General features: G+C 67.7%; 13 protein-coding genes. 7 read left to right on the forward strand and 6 right to left on the reverse strand.

What is annotated here, in order from left to right; translation table 11 throughout:
• Window positions 1–195: 195 nt before the first annotated feature.
• Together AC1DDA_RS15415 and AC1DDA_RS15420 are read right to left on the reverse strand one after the other, a co-directional pair.
• Window positions 196–642 carry a MerR family transcriptional regulator gene (locus tag AC1DDA_RS15415; protein ID WP_441509666.1) on the reverse strand — a complete coding sequence of 149 codons (447 nt, stop codon included), beginning with the start codon at window positions 640–642 and terminating at the stop codon, window positions 196–198.
• Between the two features lie 201 nt (window positions 643–843).
• Window positions 844–1818: a KpsF/GutQ family sugar-phosphate isomerase gene (locus AC1DDA_RS15420; RefSeq protein ID WP_476796395.1), complete on the reverse strand. Its 975-nt coding sequence runs from the start codon at window positions 1816–1818 to the stop codon at window positions 844–846.
• A gap of 258 nt (window positions 1819–2076) precedes the next feature.
• Between AC1DDA_RS15420 and AC1DDA_RS15425 the strand changes: the two genes are divergently transcribed.
• Window positions 2077–3609, forward strand: a complete 1533-nt coding sequence (locus tag AC1DDA_RS15425) for an outer membrane beta-barrel protein (RefSeq protein WP_476796396.1) — start codon at window positions 2077–2079, stop codon at window positions 3607–3609.
• Window positions 3610–3725: 116 nt separating this feature from the next.
• Here the strand turns inward: AC1DDA_RS15425 and AC1DDA_RS15430 are convergent, their stop codons facing one another.
• Entirely contained in the window at window positions 3726–5579 is a 1854-nt protein-coding gene (locus AC1DDA_RS15430) for a M3 family oligoendopeptidase (protein WP_476796397.1), read from the reverse strand.
• A gap of 189 nt (window positions 5580–5768) precedes the next feature.
• Between AC1DDA_RS15430 and AC1DDA_RS15435 the strand changes: the two genes are divergently transcribed.
• From AC1DDA_RS15435 to AC1DDA_RS15445, 3 genes are all read left to right on the forward strand, one after another.
• On the forward strand, window positions 5769–7265 hold the full coding sequence (locus AC1DDA_RS15435; RefSeq protein ID WP_476796398.1) for a sigma-54-dependent transcriptional regulator: 1497 nt from the start codon (window positions 5769–5771) through the stop codon (window positions 7263–7265).
• 218 nt (window positions 7266–7483) lie between these two features.
• Window positions 7484–9400, forward strand: a complete 1917-nt coding sequence (locus AC1DDA_RS15440) for a L,D-transpeptidase family protein (RefSeq protein WP_476796399.1) — start codon at window positions 7484–7486, stop codon at window positions 9398–9400.
• Window positions 9401–9635: 235 nt separating this feature from the next.
• Window positions 9636–11390, forward strand: coding sequence for a peptidoglycan L,D-endopeptidase MepK (locus AC1DDA_RS15445; protein ID WP_476796400.1), 1755 nt, complete (start codon window positions 9636–9638; stop codon window positions 11388–11390).
• Window positions 11391–11515: 125 nt separating this feature from the next.
• Here the strand turns inward: AC1DDA_RS15445 and AC1DDA_RS15450 are convergent, their stop codons facing one another.
• Together AC1DDA_RS15450 and AC1DDA_RS15455 are read right to left on the reverse strand one after the other, a co-directional pair.
• On the reverse strand, window positions 11516–12124 hold the full coding sequence (locus tag AC1DDA_RS15450; RefSeq protein WP_476796401.1) for a glutathione S-transferase family protein: 609 nt from the start codon (window positions 12122–12124) through the stop codon (window positions 11516–11518).
• Between the two features lie 180 nt (window positions 12125–12304).
• On the reverse strand, window positions 12305–13297 hold the full coding sequence (locus AC1DDA_RS15455; protein ID WP_476796402.1) for a LysR family transcriptional regulator: 993 nt from the start codon (window positions 13295–13297) through the stop codon (window positions 12305–12307).
• A 112-nt stretch (window positions 13298–13409) separates the two neighbouring features.
• Between AC1DDA_RS15455 and AC1DDA_RS15460 the strand changes: the two genes are divergently transcribed.
• Complete coding sequence (locus AC1DDA_RS15460; protein ID WP_476796403.1) at window positions 13410–14015, forward strand: FMN-dependent NADH-azoreductase; 606 nt, start codon at window positions 13410–13412, stop codon at window positions 14013–14015.
• A 128-nt stretch (window positions 14016–14143) separates the two neighbouring features.
• On the opposite strand, the gene AC1DDA_RS15465 is transcribed toward AC1DDA_RS15460, so the two are convergent.
• Complete coding sequence (locus AC1DDA_RS15465) at window positions 14144–15475, reverse strand: aminotransferase-like domain-containing protein (protein WP_476796404.1); 1332 nt, start codon at window positions 15473–15475, stop codon at window positions 14144–14146.
• Between the two features lie 96 nt (window positions 15476–15571).
• On the opposite strand from AC1DDA_RS15465, the gene AC1DDA_RS15470 reads away from it, so the two are divergent.
• Window positions 15572–16546: a substrate-binding domain-containing protein gene (locus AC1DDA_RS15470; RefSeq protein WP_476796405.1), complete on the forward strand. Its 975-nt coding sequence runs from the start codon at window positions 15572–15574 to the stop codon at window positions 16544–16546.
• 93 nt (window positions 16547–16639) lie between these two features.
• Entirely contained in the window at window positions 16640–17485 is an 846-nt protein-coding gene (locus AC1DDA_RS15475) for an ABC transporter substrate-binding protein (protein ID WP_476796542.1), read from the forward strand.

Here is a 17485-nt window from a genome sequence, read left to right on the forward strand (position 1 = left end):
AATCGCGGACTCCGGCAGAATCGGGATTTGTTCCCCGTTCGGGGCTGCCCTCCCTTCGGCATGGGCCATCCCGGCATAGCGCGCCCTCCCACAGAACCGCCGTGGCGGCGCAAAAGGCCGCTCGGCACGATGCCTATTTAAACCCTTCCGCTCCTGAAACGAGGGGCAATCGACATTTAAGGCTGCTGGCCAGCTTCAATGGCGTGCATGGTCGCACTGCCCGTGGTCGGCCAGCGCCTCGATGATCGCGCAGTCGCAGGCCGCGACACCGCCCGAGCAGGTGGTGGCGATCCGCTCCAGCTCCTTCTCCAGCGACCGCAATTTCGCAATCTTGTCCCGCACCTCTTCGAGATGCGAGACGGAGATCGCATGCGCCTCGTCGCAGGCGATACCGGGCGTGTCGGAGAGCCTGAGCAGCGTGCGGATGTTGTCGACGGCGAAGCCGAGATCGCGCGCATGCTTGATGAAGGCAAGCCGCTCGGCATGGCGCCGGCCGTAGCGGCGCTGGTTGCCCTCGGACCGCTCCGGCGGCGGCAGCAGGCCGACCTGCTCGTAGTAGCGGATCGTCTCGACCTTGACGCCGGTGCGCTCGGCGAGCGTGCCGATCGGCATTACGCGTTCGAGCTTGTCCAGTGCAGCCATGGCGCTCCCTCTGAAGCTATAGTCTCTACAGCTTTAGATAGGTTGCAGTGTGCCCGTGGCAAGAGCACTTGGCGCGAAACGAACCGCATCATCACTAGCGGGCGCAGCGAAGCGCAGACTGGAGAATCCTGGACAAGACAAGCTCCCGCAGCCTCCGCGTCAGGAGATGCTCGGGTCAAGCCCGAGCACGACGCGCGAAGACTACGCCACGCCCATCGCCAGCAGGTCGTGGACATGCACCAGCCCGACCGGCCTGTCCTGATCGTCCACCACGATCAGCGCTGTGATCCGCATGCGGTTGACCAGCTCCAGCGCCTCGACGGCAAGCGTATTGAGCCCGATGCGCCGGGGGTTCGCCGTCATGATATCGCGGGCGCGCAGCGAGCCGCCGCCGCCCATCGCCGCCTTGCGGCGCAGATCGCCGTCGGTGACGACCCCGGCAAGCCTGCCGTCCAGATCCATCACGACGGCGCAGCCGAAACTCTTGTCCGAGATCATCGCGATCACGTCCGGCAGCAGCGTGTCGAGGCCGATTAGCGGCAATTCGGCGCCGCGATGCATAATACTCTCGACGGTCTTGAGCTGCGCGCCGAGCTTGCCGCCGGGGTGGTAGACGAAAAAGTCCTGCCGCGAGAAGCCGCGGGCTTCCAGCAGCGCCACGGCGAGAGCATCGCCCAGCGCGATCTGCATGGTCGTCGAGGTCGTCGGCGCAAGCCCGTTCGGGCAGGCTTCCGCGGACTTGGGCAGCACGAGCGCGATATCGGCCTCCTTGCCGAGCGTGCTCTCGGGATTGGCGGTGATGGCGATCAGCCCGACCCGGAAGCGCCGGGTATAGCCGACGAGCGCGGCGAGTTCTGCCGCTTCCCCCGACCAGGACAGAGCGATCACAACATCCTCAGGCTGCACCATGCCGAGGTCGCCATGGCTCGCCTCGGCCGGATGGACGAAATGCGCGGGCGTGCCGGTGGAGGCCAGCGTCGCGGCGAGCTTGCGGCCGACATGGCCGGACTTGCCCATCCCTGAGACGATCACGCGCCCGCTCGCGGCCCGGATCATCGCGACGGCATCGGCAAAGGGCTGGCCAAGCCCGTCGGCGAGCGCGTCATGGAGCGCGTCGAGGCCGGCGCGCTCGGTGGCGACGGTGCGAAGGGCGGAGGCGCGGATATCGGCGATCATGGCCGGCGCTCTAGCACGGGGAGGCCCGCGATTGCCACCGCCGAGGCTCGGCAGAGATTCGTCGCCAAGCCGAACAACGCTCCCCCGGGGCCGCTCGATTTGTCGCTGATCCCTGGCGGAAACCGTGCGGGCGCTTTCCGGAAGCTGCTGAGCGCGCCCGCTTCGTTGACGGGTCCTTAACCCTGTTCGTTCTAACTCCGTTAACCATGCGCGCCCCTCCAGGGCGCGTGAGCTGTTGCCTGGAGCCTGGCGAACCCCGTGTCCGCTCGCACGACGATCCTGCTTCTGTCCGGCACCGCCCTGACCGGAATTGCGTTCGGCTGGACGACGGCCGCGGCGCAGCGGGCAACCACGCTCAGGACGGGCACGCCGATCTATATCGCGCAGCAGCCGGCCTCGACGGAGGCGCCCTTCGACCCGAGCTCGACCGAGCCCGGCGCCCGGCGCGATCCGGCCGGTCCAGCCCAGCCTCCCGGCTCGGCCGTCTCGACGCGACAGCCGTCCCGCGCCAGCCAACCCGTCCAGGCGCCGGCCCTGCGCGGCGTCACGCAACGCCAATTCCGCGCTCCCCCGCCCGCGGTGGCGACTCTGCCGCAGCCGGCACCGCCTCTCCCGCCGCCGCCCCCTCGTCGCCGCACCGCGGCGGAGGAGGACCCTTATGCCGCGCTGGGGGTGCGCATCGGCTCGGTGACGCTGCGGCCCGGTTTCACCAACTCGATCGGCTACGACACCAACCCGCAGCGCATTGCCCCGCCCGGCGTGAAGGGCTCGCCCTTCGCCCGTTACGAGGGCGATCTCGACATCCAGTCCGACTGGAACGTGCATCAGCTCAGCGGCCGGCTGCGCGGCGGCTATTTCCAGTATTTCAGGGACAGCCAGGCCTCGCGCCCCGATGCCGAAGGCAATCTCGACCTGCGCCTGGACGCCACGCGCGACACCCGCATCCTGCTCGAAACGCGGTTGCGGCTCGATACGCAGCGTCCCGGCTCCCCCGACCTGACCGCCGCCGTCGAAGGCCGGCCGCTGGTCTGGCAATATGGCGGCTCAGCCGGCGTGACACATGACTTCAACCGGCTGCAACTGACCCTGCGCGGCTCGGTCGATCGCGCCGACTATGAGAACGCGCAGCTCACCAACGGCGCGATCCTCTCCCAGCAGGACCGCAACCAGACGCAGTACGGCCTGCGCCTGCGCGCCGCTTATGAGGTCACACCGGGCTTCAGGCCCTTCATCCAGGGCGAAATCGACCAGCGCGAATACGACGACAAGATCGACGCTGGCGGCTATATGCGTTCGTCGAACGGGGTGGGCGGCCGCATCGGCTCGACCTTCGAGGTCAGCCGGCAGCTCACCGGCGAGATCTCGGGCGGCTACCAGAACCGCAGCTATGAGGACCCGCGCCTGAAGAATCTGCGCGGCTTCGTCGGCGATGCGGCGGTGCTGTGGTCGCCGACCCCGCTCACGACCATGACGCTGCGCGGCTCAGCCACGCTCGGCGATACCACCGTTGCCGGTTCCTCGGGCACGACGGTGCGCGGGGTCGGGCTCGAAATCGCACACGCTCTGCGCCGCAACCTCACGGTCACCGGCTTCACCGGCTTCGTCCGCACCGACTATGAGGGGCAGAACCTGCGCGAGAACCAGATAAATGTCGGCGCGCGGATCGAGTACAAGCTCACTCGCACCTTCGCGATCCGCGCCAGCTTCACCCATGAGCGCCTGAACTCGACGCAGCCGGGCAACGACTACACCGCGAACGTTTCGATGGTCGGGCTCAGGATGCAGTTCTGACCGGCGTCGTCATGCTCGGGCCTGATCCGAGCATCTCACGACCAGCGGCGCCAGCGCCGTTCCTGCGGGAGATTCCCGGGTCTGCGCTTCGCTTCGCCCGGGAATGACGTTCCGCCTCACTCCATCCCTTCGAGCTCGATGATCATGCCCTCGATCATCCTCAGGCCGATCTGCCAGAAGCCCGGATCCTTCGCATCCAGCCCGAATGGCGCGAGCAGCTCGCCATAGGGCTTGCTGCCGCCGGCCGAGAGCAGCGCGAAATAGCGCTCCTGGAAGCCTTCCGCAGCGTTCTGGTAGACGCCGTAGAGCGAGTTCACCAGGCAGTCCCCGAAGGCGTAGGCATAGACGTAGAAGGGCGAATGGATGAAGTGCGGGATGTAGCACCAATACGGCTCGTAGCCCGCCGTCAGCCGGATCGCCGGGCCGAGGCTCTCCGCCTGCACGCTCATCCAGATCTCGCACAGCGCTTCCGGCGTCAGCTCGCCCTCGCGGCGGGCCTGATGGACCTTCCGCTCGAAGGAATAGAAGGCGATCTGGCGCACGACCGTGTTGATCATGTCCTCGACCTTGGCGGCCAGCATCGCCTTGCGCTGCTGGCGGTCGGTGGTCATGTCGAGCAGCCGGCGGAAGGTCAGCATCTCGCCGAAGACGCTGGCCGTCTCGGCCAATGTCAGCGGTGTCGGCGCCATCAGCGCTCCGTTCGGCGCCGCCAGCACCTGATGCACCCCGTGGCCCAGCTCATGCGCCAGCGTCATCACGTCGCGCGGCTTGCCCTGGTAGTTGAGCAGCACATAAGGATGCGCGGATGGCACCGTAGGGTGAGCAAACGCGCCGGGCGCCTTGCCGGGGCGCGGCGGGGCGTCGATCCAGCGCTCGTCGAAGAAGCGCTTGGCGATATCCGCCATCTTCGGCGAGAAGGCGCCATAGGCCGAGAGCACCGTGTCGCGCGCCTCGGTCCAGGGGATGGTGCGCTGCTCAACCTGCGGCAGCGGGGCGTTGCGATCCCAGAAATCCAGCGCGTCGCGGCCGAACCATTTGGCCTTGAGGCGATAATAGCGATGCGACAGGCGCGGATAGGCCTCGCGCACAGCGGAAACTAGAGCATCCACGACCTCGCGCTCGACTCTGTTGGCGAGATGGCGGGAATCCGCGACATCCTCGAACTTGCGCCAGCGGTCGGAGATTTCCTTGTCCTTGGCGAGGGTGTTGGTGATCAGCGCGAAGGTGCGCAGCTCCTTGCGGAAGACAGTGCTCAGCGCCTCCGCCGCCTTGCGGCGGACATCGCCGTCGCTGTCCTGAAGCTTGTTCAGCGTCAGTTCGAGCGTTAGCTCCTCGCCGTCGACGGTGAAGCGCAGCGAAGCGATCGTCTCGTCGAAAAGCCGGTTCCAGGCGGCCGCGCCCGTCATCGACTTCTCGTGGAACAGCGCCTCGATCTGGTCGTCGAGCTGATGCGGCTTGTCTTTGGCGAGGTCGTCGAGCCAGGGCTTCCAGTGCGACAGGGGGGCCTCGCCCGCGACCTTCGCCATCACCTCGGGCGCGATGCGGTTGAGCTCGAGCTCGAAGAACAGCAGTTCGGTGATCGCCGCGTTCACCTTGTCCTGCGTGTCGCCATAGAACTTGGCGCGCTGCGGGTCGGTGGTGTCGCCGGAATAAACGAGGCCGGCATAGGCGCCGATGCGCCCGAGCAGATCACTCAAGCCCTCATAGCGCTTGACCGCTTCCGCGAGCCTCTCGCTGCCGTCCGACTGGGCGGCGAGGTCCGCGAGCTTGCCGCGATAATGCTCGGCAAGGGCCTGTGCCTCGGCGAGCGCCCGTTCGAGATCGCTCTTGAGCTCGGGCGAACCGACACCCGGATAGAGGTGGCTCAAATCCCATTCCGGCAGATCGCCGGGCGTGCTCGCCGGCTTGGCCGCGCCCGCCTTGGCACCGGAGCGCCGGACCGTCTGCCAGATCGTCTCTTGGAAGCTCATTCGCTCGACACCTTGCCGCACTGACTTGGGCTTACTCCATAGGCCGGGCTCTGCCCACGGATCAACGCCGGTGCGTGCCGCGGTTTAAATCCCGCTTAACCCTTCTGGCCGACGATGCCCCAGAACGGAACAGGTGATTCCGTTCGGCACAAAGCATTTCTTTCATACTGCATCGTCTTTCGAGGTGTCATGACCGCCACCGTCCTCGTCGTCGACGACGATCCCGTCCAACGCCGCCTGCTCGACGCGATGCTGAAGCGCTTCGGCTATGAGGTGATCGTGGCCGAGGACGGCAAGGCGGCTGTCTCCCTCTTCGGCGGGCCGGACGGCGAGCGGGTCGATGCCATCGTGCTCGACTTGCAGATGCCGGGCCTCGACGGCATGGGTGTGCTCGCCAATCTGCGCGAGCGCGGCATCGAGACACCCGTCATCGTCCAGACCGCGAACGGATCGATCGAGACCGTGGTTGCGGCGATGCGCGCCGGCGCGGCCGATTTCGTGGTGAAGCCGGTTGGCGCCGAGCGTCTGCAGGTCTCGCTCAAGAACGTCCTCAAGCTCGGCGCGCTCGAACACGAGCTGCGCCACATCAAGCACCGCGCCTTGAACACGCTGGGTTTCCGCGATCTCGCGACCAAGAGCCCCGACATGGGGCGCGTCGTCAGGCTCTCCGAGCGCGCGGCGAAGTCCAACATTCCCGTGCTGATCGAAGGCGAATCCGGCGTTGGCAAGGAAGTCCTGGCCCGCGCCATCCAAGGCTCCAGCGACCGCCGGGGCAAGCCCTTCGTCACAGTGAATTGCGGCGCGATCCCGCCTAATCTCGTCGAGTCGATCCTGTTCGGCCACGAAAAGGGCGCCTTCACCGGCGCGACCGAGCGCCATCTCGGCAAATTCGTCGAGGCCAATGGCGGCACGCTCTTCCTCGACGAGGTCGGTGAATTGCCGCTCGACGCGCAGGTGAAGCTGCTGCGCGCCATCCAGGAGGGCGAGGTCGATCCGGTCGGCGGCAAGAAATCGGTCCGCGTCGACATTCGGCTGATCTCCGCCACCAACAAGAGCCTGCTGGACCAGGTGAAGCGTGGCGAGTTCCGCGAGGATCTCTATTACCGGCTCAACGTCTTCCCGATCACGCTGCCGCCGCTGCGACAGCGCCGCGAGGACATTGCCGATCTCGCCCGCGGCTTCCTTGCCCGCTTCGCCGCCGAAGAGGGGCGCAAGCTCAGCGGCATCACATCGGAAGCCGTCGCGTTGATCAGCAGCTACGACTGGCCGGGCAATGTCCGGCAGCTCGAAAACGCGGTGTTCCGGGCCGTTGTCCTCGCCGATGGCGACGAGCTCGGCGTCAGCGAGTTCCCGCAGATCGCCGCGCAGATGGAAGGCTACGACGTCAGCATTCCGCCGGCGCCGGCCCCCATCGCCCGCGGCGAAGCGCAGGGCGAGCCGCCGCCGCGCATCATCCAGATGCCGGTGCGCGACCCCAACGCCCTCGACCTTGTCGCCGGCTCCGACATGCGCAAGCTCGACGAGCTCGAGCGCGAGATCATCACTTTCGCGCTAGCGCATTACCGCGGGCACATGTCCGAGGTCTCGCGCAAGCTCGGCATCGGCCGCTCGACGCTCTACCGCAAGCTCAAGGAATACGGGCTGATCGAGAACGAGAACGGCGCCGATGAAACCGACGCGGCCTGAGCCGCGCAAGAGCACGCGCCGACCAGATCGCGGAGCAATCCGGCCGGCTTAAGCGTTCTCTTAAGAAAGTTGGAGGCGGATTTACCGCTCAGGCCGGTTCGACCCCGGGGGGGCCGGCTCCTGCCGAATGCAGCGGCCTGTTGCGCCGCCGCATCTTGTATCAACCAATCGAGTCACGCAGGAATGGCGCGACTTCGACAGCGATCGGGAAAGTGACCATGCGTCCTCGCCATTGGGCGAAACTGACCTCGGCATCCGCCTTGGCCATCATGATGGGATGCCTCCCGCTCCGTGCCGAAACGCCGATCCAGGTCGACGCCACGCTCGGCGTTCCGCTGCCCGAGCAGCCGGAGCTGAAGCTGCTCAATTCGGAGCACCCGGCCTCCTCACCTGCCGCGATCGCCCATTCCGGCGCCGCCTCGGAGCCGGAGATCGTCACCGGCACGGTCTCGGCCGGCAGCCGCCTGCGCGATCCGGCCAAGCTCGACGCCACTGCGCCCGCGGACGTGGAGGACGAGCCGGTCACGCTCGACATTCCGGCAATCGAGATGCCGGTGACCGATCCGGCGCTTGTCCCGGCCTCGAAGGCCGTCGAGCCGGCGCCGCCGCCTGCTCCGCAGACCGGCCCGCTGCAGAGCGTCGAGCCGCTGGTGCCGCCGCCCGAGATGCCGCAGGTCGTGATCACGGTTCCGCCGGGCCTGGAATTCGCGGCGGCCGTGGCCGAGCACCTTCAGGACGCGGTTGCGGTCCCGCGGCTGTCCGAGCGCGAGCGCAACGAGATCATCGCCGCCTATCAGGCCAATGAGAACAAGCCGTTCTGGATCGACGGAAAGGGCTGGAACGAGGCGGGTAAGCGCATCGCCGCACAGCTCGGCCGCGCCGGCGAGGACGGCCTGCGGCCCACCGACTACCCGCTGCCGGTCTTCGAGGCGAGCGACAAGGCCAAGCTCGCCGAGGCCGATATCCGCCTCTCGGCGCTCGCCGTGCTCTATGCCCGCGATGCGCGCGGCGGCCGCATCGACCCGCGCCGGCTCTCGAAGCTGATCACACCGACCCTCTACCTGCCCTCGGCCACCGAGGTGCTCTCCGAGCTCGCCGGTGCGACCGACGCCGGCGCGGTGCTCGCCGCCTATAACCCGCCGCACGAGGGCTATCAGCGCCTCAAGGCCAAGCTCGCGGAGATGCGCGAGCATCTCGACGACACGCCGCTGGTGCGCATTCCCGCCGGCCCGCCGCTCAAGCTCGGCATGCGCGACGAGCGCGTCTCGCTGGTGCGGGCTCGCCTCGGCCTCGGGCCGAGCGAGGATCAGGTCTTCGACCGCTCGACCTCGCTGGCGCTGGCGGATTTCCAGAAGAAGGCCGGGCTGCCGGCCAACGGCATCCTGAGCGAGCGCACGCTCGCGGCGCTGGGCAAACCCGCCGCCGCCCGCGGCGAGGAGGACATCGTCGCCCAGATGGAGCGCTGGCGCTGGCTGCCGCCCGATCTCGGCACCGACCACATCATGGTCAACGTGCCGGAGATGCGCGTCCGTGTGATCCGCTCCGGCAAGGTGGTGCACGAGGCCCGCACTATTATCGGCAAGCCGGAATCGGCGACGCCCATCTTCTCGCACAAGATGGACCACGTCATCGTCAACCCGTCCTGGTATGTGCCGCCCTCGATCCTGAAGAAGGAATTCCTGCCGGGGCTCGCCGCCGATCCCGATTATGCGGCCAAGCGCGGCTATGTCGTCACGCGCACCAAGGGCGGCGGCATTTCGGTGCGCCAGCCGCCGGGCGAGCGCAACGCGCTCGGCTGGATCAAGTTCATGTTCCCGAACGAGCACGCCGTCTATCTGCACGACACGCCGAACCGCCGGCTCTTCGCCGGCGAGCGGCGGGCGCTCAGCCACGGCTGCGTGCGCGTCGAGAACCCCTTCGCGCTGGCGGATCAGGTGCTTGGCCCGGAATGGACGCATGAGCGGCTGAAGCGGCTGATCGGCTCGGGCGAGCGGCGAATCAACCTGCCGCAGCCGCTGCCGATCCACCTCGTCTACAACACCATCGTCGTCGGCGCGGACGGCCGGATCACCCGGTTCGACGATGTCTATGGCTTCCACCGGCTCGTTCGCCAGGCGCTCGAACAACGTGGCTGAAATGGGCCCGCCGCAAGGCGGGCACCTTTTTGCCATGATCCGTCTTTAGCCAACTCGTCACAGCAATTTCCGACGCAGTGATTGTCGGCTCGCTAACGAGCCGTTAACGCTTCTCCGCAACTGTTCGTTCACGTTCATCGTACCGCTTCGGCGGGGGCACCGAGACGGGTCAGACAGATTGGGCAGGATCAACGCCAAGCTTGCAGGATGGTTGCCGTCCGGCCTTAAGCCAGCCATGCGGCGCGTCCTGTCCCTCGGCCTGGCCTGCGCCGCTTCGTTCCTGGCCGTCCGCAGCACGCAGGACGCCATCGCCAACGGCGACACCCGCACCATCACCATCCGGCACATGCACACCAAGGAAGAGACGACCATCACCTTCAAGCGTGATGGCCGTTACGATTCCTCGGCGCTGGAGAAGCTGAACTGGGCCCTGCGCGACTGGCGCAGCGACGAGCCGATTCGCATGGATCCGCGCCTATTCGACGTCGTCTGGGAGGTGCAGCGCCAGCTCGGCTCCGACCAGCCCTTCCACGTCGTCTCCGCCTATCGCTCGCCCAACACCAACGCCATGCTGCGGCGGCGCTCGCGCGCGGTGGCCAAGCACAGCCAGCACATGCTCGGCAAGGCGATGGACTTCTACCTGCCCGACGTTCCCACGGCGCGCATCCGCGAGATCGGCATGCGGCTCCAGCGCGGCGGCGTCGGCTTCTACCCCAACGCCCATACCCCCTTCGTCCATCTCGATGTCGGTTCGGTCCGCTCCTGGCCACGCATGACGCGCGACCAGCTCGTGCGCCTCTTCCCGGACGAGAAGACGGTCCATATCCCGGCCGACGGCCAACCCCTTGCTGGCTACGAACTCGCCAAGGCAGAGGTCCTCTCCAGCGGCGGGTCAGTGGGCGGCTATGCGGTCGCCGATGCCGACGAGGGCGCGGTCGCGGCCTCCGGCGGCAAGAGCCTCTGGGCCTCGCTCTTCGGCGGTGACGATGAGGAGGCCGATGCCCGACCGGCCCGCGGCGGCCGCCGCGCCGCGCCGCGCCAGCAGCCGGCCGTCATCGCTTATGCCAGCCCCGGCTATGCCGACAGCAACTCGGGCGATGGCGGCCGTTTCGCCGTCGCCATGGCACCGGAGCCGACGACGCGAACGCTCGCGCGCGAACGCTCCGAGCGGCTCGCTCCGCAGGCAGTTGCAGCGCCGCCTCCCGCGCCGGCCGCCCCAGCCCCCGCTCCGACTCCGGAACCAACCATCCTGCCCGCGCCGCAGCAGCGCGCGCCTGAGAGCAGGCCGCAGTTCATGGACGCGCCGCTGCCTCTGGCGCGGCCACGCGGTCTCTCCCTGCCGGGAGACGATCCGGTCCAAGTCGCGGCCCTGCCCGCGACCGGCGGCGCACTCGCCTTCGCGCCGCAATCGGGCGCCGCGGCCGAGCCGCGTCTCATCCTCGCCTCGCTGCCGCCGCGGCGGCCCGACGAGGTGGCCGCGGCAACCACTTCCGCCCTTGCCGGCAGCCCGGTCGGCAGCCCGATCAACGCGCCATTGCCGCCGATCCGGCCGACGGCGCTGGCCGACGCCGCCATCGCCAGCCTGCGCGGCACCGGCGCCCCGGAACAGGCTTCGGCTGCAGCACCCGAGGGCCGCCTCGTCACGGCCGCTCTGCCTCCCGTCCGGCCACGTGAAGGCGGCGTCACCTTCGTTCCGGCCAGCCAGCGCTCGGTCCCCGTCGCGGCCGAGCCTGAGGAACCCGCGGACATGGACCGCTCCGGCCTGAACTCGCTGTTCGCGACGGTCACGCGCACCGGCGTTTCCGCCGGCAAGCCGGTGAATGTCGCGACCGCGCGCGCCAGGACCACGGGGTCCTCCGCCGCTCCGATCGCCGGCCCGAGCCCCGCCGCCGCGCTCGGCTTCAGCCATGCCGATTCCGGCGCGCCGAAGCCCGGCGCATTCAGCGGCCCGGCGGTGCGCCCGCTGCCGACGAGCTTCGTGCAGAACTGAGCACTCGCTTGCCCGAGATGCTCGGGCTCGACCCGAGCATCTCGGGCCATGAACCCGAAACCCCTTTCGGCTCGAGATTCTCGGGTCTCCCTGCGGTCGCCCGAGAATGACGCCTGGCAGTTCGGCTACTCCCGGTCGATCGGCCAGGCCTTGAAGACGTCGAGCGCCTCGCAGGCGCGCGCCTGCTCCGAGAGCGCCGGCCAGCGCTCTTCCGGCACGAATTCCGGGATCACGAAGCGGCAGAAGCCCCAAGCGATCGCAGCGGCGATGTCGCTCGGCAGCAGTTCCGGTCCGGCCGTCAGCTCGCCCTCCTTCGCCGCTTTGTCGAGCAGGTCGAGCGCGACATGGAGCTGGCCGACGATGCGCTCCTGCCAGGGTGCGTAGCGCTGCGCCTCAGGCCGCTTGCGCTCGTACTCGACCGAGACCGCCTTGTCGGCCGCGACGATGCCGATGCCGGTGAGCGCGAGGTCGCGCCGGCGCGCCACGCCTTCGATCGGCCGCAGCGAGCGGCCGGCGACATCCTCAAAATGCTGGATTATCAGCAGGCATTCGCTGATGGCGATGCCGTCGTCGGTGACGAGCGTCGGCGCCTTGATCAGCGGGTTGATCGCCCGGAAGGCGTCCATATGCCGGAACACAGAGACCGAGCGATGCTCGAACGGCACCTCCAGCAGCGTGCCGGTGATCGCCGCGCGGCGGACATAGGGGCTATCGAGCATTCCAACGAGCAGCATCGCTTCCTCCTGACGAGAGCATTTCCGCGCTTCTCCGAATCGCGGAAATACTCTATGTCTTTGTTTTATCGCATTTTCTTCACGCGAACCGGTGTCCACTTCGCTCGAAAATGCTCTAGAGCCGCGCAACAGTGCCCAGACGCGCGAAAGAAGCCACGCGAATTCGCGTGATGCGCCGGATCACGCGGCTTGATGCTCGGGCCTCTTGGCCGGCGTGAGCTGATCGCTCAGCGGTTCGTCCAGCCTGATCCCGCGCTCATGCGCCTCCATCTGGCAGGGATCCCAATAGGGCGTGCCGCCGAAGCGCTCGACCAAGAGATCGATCAGCACCCGGACCTTGCCGGGGACATAGGCTCCCGGCGGACGGACCACATAGAGCGCGCGCGTCGGCATGGGATAGTCGAGCAGGATCGGCTCGACCGCACCGGAGCGGATCGCATCGGAGGCGATGAAGGTCGGCAGGACGGCAAGCCCCAGCCCCGCGACAGCCCAGGACAACAGCGTGTCGCCATTGTCGGAGCTCATGCGCCCCGGCGGCCGCACCGTGATCCAGCGCTTGCCGGTGCGGAACACCCAGTCCTGATCGTTGGTGCCGCTATAGAGCAGGCAGTCATGGTCGTTGAGATCGGCGGGAATGACGGGGCGCCCGCGCCGCGCGAGATAGGCCGGGCTGCCGATCACCGTGGCATGGACCGGCGCAAGCCGCCGGGCGATCAGGCTCGAATCCTTCAGCGAGCCGATGCGGATCGCAGCATCGAAGCGCTCGCCGATCAGGTCGACATAGCGGTCGCTCGCCTGCACGTCGATCTCGAGCCGCGTATACCTCTGGGCCAGCTCGCCCAGAAGCGGCGCGACATGCTTGTTGCCGAAGGTCAGCGGCATCGAGAGCCGCAGCCGCCCGGCGACCCCGCCAGCCTGCTGCGCCACCGCCTCGCGCGCCTCGTCGAGCTCGGCCAGGATGCGCTCGCTGCGCGCCTTGAATTCCAGCCCCGCCTCGGTCGCACTCACGCCGCGCGTGGTGCGGCTGAGCAGGCGCGTGCCGAGCTCCTCCTCCAGCCGGCTGACCCGGCGGCTGACGATCGACTTCGCCAAGCCCAGGCTCTGCGCCGCCCGGCCGAAACCACCGGCCTCGACCACGGCGATGAAGCTGCGGATGTCATCGAGCTCCGACATAGGTGTTCCTCAGGCTGCAACAGCTTAGTGCCGATTATGCGAGTTCTGGTGCGATCCGTGAACCACTATCTTGCGGTCATCGAAATCACCCCTCCGAACAGGAAGTTCCATCATGGCTACCGTTCTCGTCCTCAACAGCAGCGCTTCGGGCGCCGATTCGGTCTCCAGGCAGCTGGTTCAGAGCACCGTCTCCCGGCTGCGTGCCCAGAACCCCGGCGTGCATGTCGTCGAGCGCGACCTCGACGCCAACCCCATCCCGCATCTGAATGCCGAGACCACCGCGGCCGTACGCGCCGGCATCACGGAGACCACGGCGCAGCGCGAGGCACTTGCCCTCTCCAACGCGCTGGTCGAGGAGCTGAAGGCCGCCGACACCATCGTCATCGGCGCGCCGATGTATAATTTCGGCATTCCGTCGACGCTGAAGAGCTGGTTCGACTACGTGCTGCGCGCCGGCGTCACCTTCAGCTACAGCGAAGCCGGCCCGGAAGGCCTGCTCAAGGGCAAGCGCGCCATCATCGTCGAGAGCCGCGGCGGCCTCTACAGCAGCGGCCCGGCCCAGGCGATGGACTCGCAGGAGCCGCATCTGCGCACCATGCTCGGCTTCGCCGGCATCACCGAGGTCACCTTCATTCGGGCCGAGAAGCTGGGCTATGGCGCCGAGGCGCGCGAGGAGGCGATCCGCAACGCCAACGCCGAACTCGCTCTCGTCGCCTGAGGACGGCACAAGCAAAAGAGCCCCGCATCGGACAGCCGATGCGGGGCTTTCTGTCGTCTGCATCGTCCACTGCAAGCGCCGCCGAAGATGGCCTGACGGAAGCGCGGCGGCTCGGCGTAGCAACAGGATCAGTCGCCGCGACGCGCGGCGCGCGCCACGGCGGCGGCGACCCGCTCATGCCCTTGCGCCAAAACCGCCGTCGCCAGCCGGACATGCTCGGTCGGCTGTAGAGAGCACTTGCTGCCGGGCAGGACCGCGATGCCATGAGCAGCGAGCGTCACCAGCGCATATTGCTCGGATTCGACCGGAATCCAGATACAGAGCCCATCCGTCTCCGGCATCGCAATGCCGTGTTCCGCCAAATGACCCAGGAAGGTCCGCCGGCGCTCCGCATAGATCTGGCGCGCATTGGCGACGCTCCGTGTCGTCGCCTCATCTTCGAGCAGCCAGGCGGTAGCGGCCTGCAGCAACCGGCTCGTCCAGCCGGAGGAGAAGCTGCGATAGGACTGGATCTGGCGGATGACCTTGTCCGGGGCCGAGAGCACAGCGATCCGCAGATCGGGGGCAAGCGATTTCGAGAAGGAGCGGATATGGACGACCCGCTCCGGCATGGCCGCACCCAGACTGATCGGCGGGTGGATGGAGACGTCGCCGACGCCGTCATCCTCGATCACCAGGGTATCGCTGCCGGCTAGCACAGTCGCCAATTCCTGCAGGCGTCGTGCGCTGACATGCCGCCCGGTGACGGAATGGGTGCGCGGCTGGAACATGAAGGCGGCGGGGCGCCGCGACAGCGCGGCCGCGAGCTGGTCGGGCAGCGGCCCCTCCGCATCGCAGCCGATCGGCAGGAGCTCGGCACCGAGATCCTCGATGATATCGAGAAGGCGCATCGCCGTGGGATCCTCGATCGCGACACACGCGCCCGGCAGCACGGTCGCGTGCAGCACCGAATAGACCGCATTGTAGCCGCCATTGGTGGCGAGGAAGGCATCGGGGGCATAGGGCCATTGCGGCAGCACGGCCTGCCGCAGCGCCGGCAGGATCGGCGTGCGCTCGTAGCTGTTGAGGTTCTCGGTTTCGGCTGCATGCGCCAGGGCCCCGCGCAGCGGCGGCAGCAGGCTGGCATCTGGGATGGCGAGCGAGAGGTCAAGGACATCGGGACCGAAATGGGCGACGCTGCCCATGCGGGCCGGGCGGGGCGTGGCGCTGTCGCCGCTGACCCAGGCGCCGCCGCGGCCGCGCCCCGAGACGATCTTCTGCCGCTTCAGCTCGCTCCAGGCTTCCGAAATCGTGCCGGGGCTGACGCCGAGGGTGAAGGCGAGGTCGCGCACGGTCGGCATCCGCGTGCCCACGGGCAGTGCGCCCGAGCGGATCAGCGCGCTGACCTCCAGCGCGATCCCGCGTGCGGTGTGTTGCGTCAAGCGGCTCGCCAGCCAGGTCGCGTCAGGTTCGGTGTTCATCGATTCTGAAATTAATGTTCAGGAACGTAATATCGATTGATCAGGCCAAGTGAACATTTAATCTGCCGGATATTCAAGGCTTGAACGAGGTATGCGTTGAAACCTGTCATCCGGCTGGCCCTGCGGGACTGGGACTTCATCACGCCGCTGCTGCTCGGCGACGTCGCCTCCGACCAATTCGAGCTCAAGATCGAGCGGCTTGCGGCCCTGCCGGACGATTTCGCCAGCGATACCCGCTTCGACGCCTCCGAGATCTCGTTCAGCCGCTACACCACCGGGAAAGCGCGGGGCGAGACCGGCGTCTTCGGCATTCCGAACTTCATCATGCGCGGTTTCCGGCATCGCTGCGTCGTCACGGCGGCGAAGAGCCCGCTGACGCGCTTCGAGGATCTGCGCGGCAAGCGCATCGGCATCGCCGGCTGGCAGGATTCCGGCAATACCTGGACGCGCGCTGCGCTGGCCGAGGCCGGGATCGGCATCGAGGACGCGTTCTGGGCCGTCAGCCGCCTCGCGGCGGACCATCCGGTCACCGATCGCATTGGCCGTTACGCGCGGCCGGGCCGGATCGAGGCGCTGCCCGGCCAGCCGCCGCTGCTCGACCTGCTCGCCGCCGGCGAGATCGACGCCGTGTTGATGCCATTCATGCCCAACGGCTTCTTCGCGCCGGGCTCGGCATTCCGCGCCCTGCTGCCTGATGTCCGGGCGGCTGAGGTCGACTATTTCCGCAAGGTCGGCTTCGTGCCCGGCATGCACATCATCGGGCTCAAGCCGGAGGTTGTGGGGCGCGAGCCCTGGCTGCCGCAGGCCCTCAGCGACCTTCTCGACGAGAGCCAGCGGGTCTGGCTGGAGAAGCGCCGCCGCTATGCCGACACCAGCCCATGGCTGATCGACGAGCTCGTGCGCAGCGGGCATGATCTCCCGGCCGAGTGGAATGCGAGCGGCCTCGGCCCGAACCGGGCGATGGTGGCGGCGTTCCTGGAACAGCTGCGGATCCAGGAACTCGCCGAGACCGACCTGACGCCGGAGACGCTGTTCCCGGCCGCCGGCGCTGGGGCCGAACAGGCTGCCTGAGCGCGAACCAATTTGAGAAATAACGAACAGGGGAATGTCGCCATGAAGACGATCGTGAAACTTGCCGGTGCCGTCGCGTTTTCCGTTGCGCTCATGCAGGGCGCGGCGCAGGCGCAGGATCAGTCGATCCAGATCCCGAAGCAGAAGGTCGACGAGGCCCTGCGCGCCAAGCTGCCGGAGACGATCCGCAGCGCCGGCAAGATGATCTCGGTCAACAACGGCTCTTTCCCTCCCTACGAGATCGTCACCGACACCAACAAGATGATCGGCGCCAGCGCCGATCTCTCCGAGGCGCTCGGCGAACTTCTCGGCGTCAAGATCGAGCATGCCACGGTCAACGGCCTCGCCTCGTCACTGAGCGGCATCGCCGCCGGCCGCTTCCAGTTCGCGATGGGCCCGATCGGCGACTTCAAGTCGCGCCAGGAGGCGAACGACTTCGTCGACTATGTCCGCGAATACGTGGTCTTCGCCGTGCAGAAGGGCAATCCGAAGGCCATCAACAGCCTTGAGGACAGCTGCGGCAAGAAGGTCGCCGTGATGTCCGCCGGCTCGGCCGAGAAGGTCATCAAGGCACAGGCCGAAAAATGCGCTGCCGACGGCAAGCCGGCGCTGGAGGTGATGTCCTTCACCGATCAGCCGACCTCGATCCTCTCGGTGCGCTCGCGCCGGGCCGATGCGTTCTTCTCGTCGCAGGCGCCGCTGACCTACTTCGTTCAGCAGGCGAAGGGCGATCTCGAGCTGGCCGCGATCGGCAAGGCGAACGGCTTCCAGGATCTGTTCCAGGGCGCCGTCGTGCCGAAGGGCTCGCCGCTCGGCGAGGTTCTGGTCGGCGGCATCAAGGCGCTGAAGGCCAACGGCACCTATGCCGCGATCTTCAAGAAATGGGGGATCGAGAACAACATGATCGACGAACCCGGCATCAACCGGTCGGCGAACTGA

The sequence above is a fragment of the Allobosea sp. 10N428 genome (assembly GCF_056394545.1).

What these genes read in the sequence shown, in the direction of transcription:
- AC1DDA_RS15415 (WP_441509666.1), bottom strand. Translation starts at nt 642, where the DNA reads ATGGCTGCACTGGACAAGCTCGAACGCGTAATGCCGATCGGCACGCTC.
- AC1DDA_RS15450 (WP_476796401.1), bottom strand. Translation starts at nt 12,124, where the DNA reads ATGCTGCTCGTTGGAATGCTCGATAGCCCCTATGTCCGCCGCGCGGCG.
- AC1DDA_RS15420 (WP_476796395.1), bottom strand. Translation starts at nt 1,818, where the DNA reads ATGATCGCCGATATCCGCGCCTCCGCCCTTCGCACCGTCGCCACCGAG.
- AC1DDA_RS15435 (WP_476796398.1), top strand. Translation starts at nt 5,769, where the DNA reads ATGACCGCCACCGTCCTCGTCGTCGACGACGATCCCGTCCAACGCCGC.
- AC1DDA_RS15440 (WP_476796399.1), top strand. Translation starts at nt 7,484, where the DNA reads ATGCGTCCTCGCCATTGGGCGAAACTGACCTCGGCATCCGCCTTGGCC.
- AC1DDA_RS15445 (WP_476796400.1), top strand. Translation starts at nt 9,636, where the DNA reads ATGCGGCGCGTCCTGTCCCTCGGCCTGGCCTGCGCCGCTTCGTTCCTG.
- AC1DDA_RS15460 (WP_476796403.1), top strand. Translation starts at nt 13,410, where the DNA reads ATGGCTACCGTTCTCGTCCTCAACAGCAGCGCTTCGGGCGCCGATTCG.
- AC1DDA_RS15430 (WP_476796397.1), bottom strand. Translation starts at nt 5,579, where the DNA reads ATGAGCTTCCAAGAGACGATCTGGCAGACGGTCCGGCGCTCCGGTGCC.
- AC1DDA_RS15455 (WP_476796402.1), bottom strand. Translation starts at nt 13,297, where the DNA reads ATGTCGGAGCTCGATGACATCCGCAGCTTCATCGCCGTGGTCGAGGCC.
- AC1DDA_RS15475 (WP_476796542.1), top strand. Translation starts at nt 16,640, where the DNA reads ATGCAGGGCGCGGCGCAGGCGCAGGATCAGTCGATCCAGATCCCGAAG.
- AC1DDA_RS15465 (WP_476796404.1), bottom strand. Translation starts at nt 15,475, where the DNA reads ATGAACACCGAACCTGACGCGACCTGGCTGGCGAGCCGCTTGACGCAA.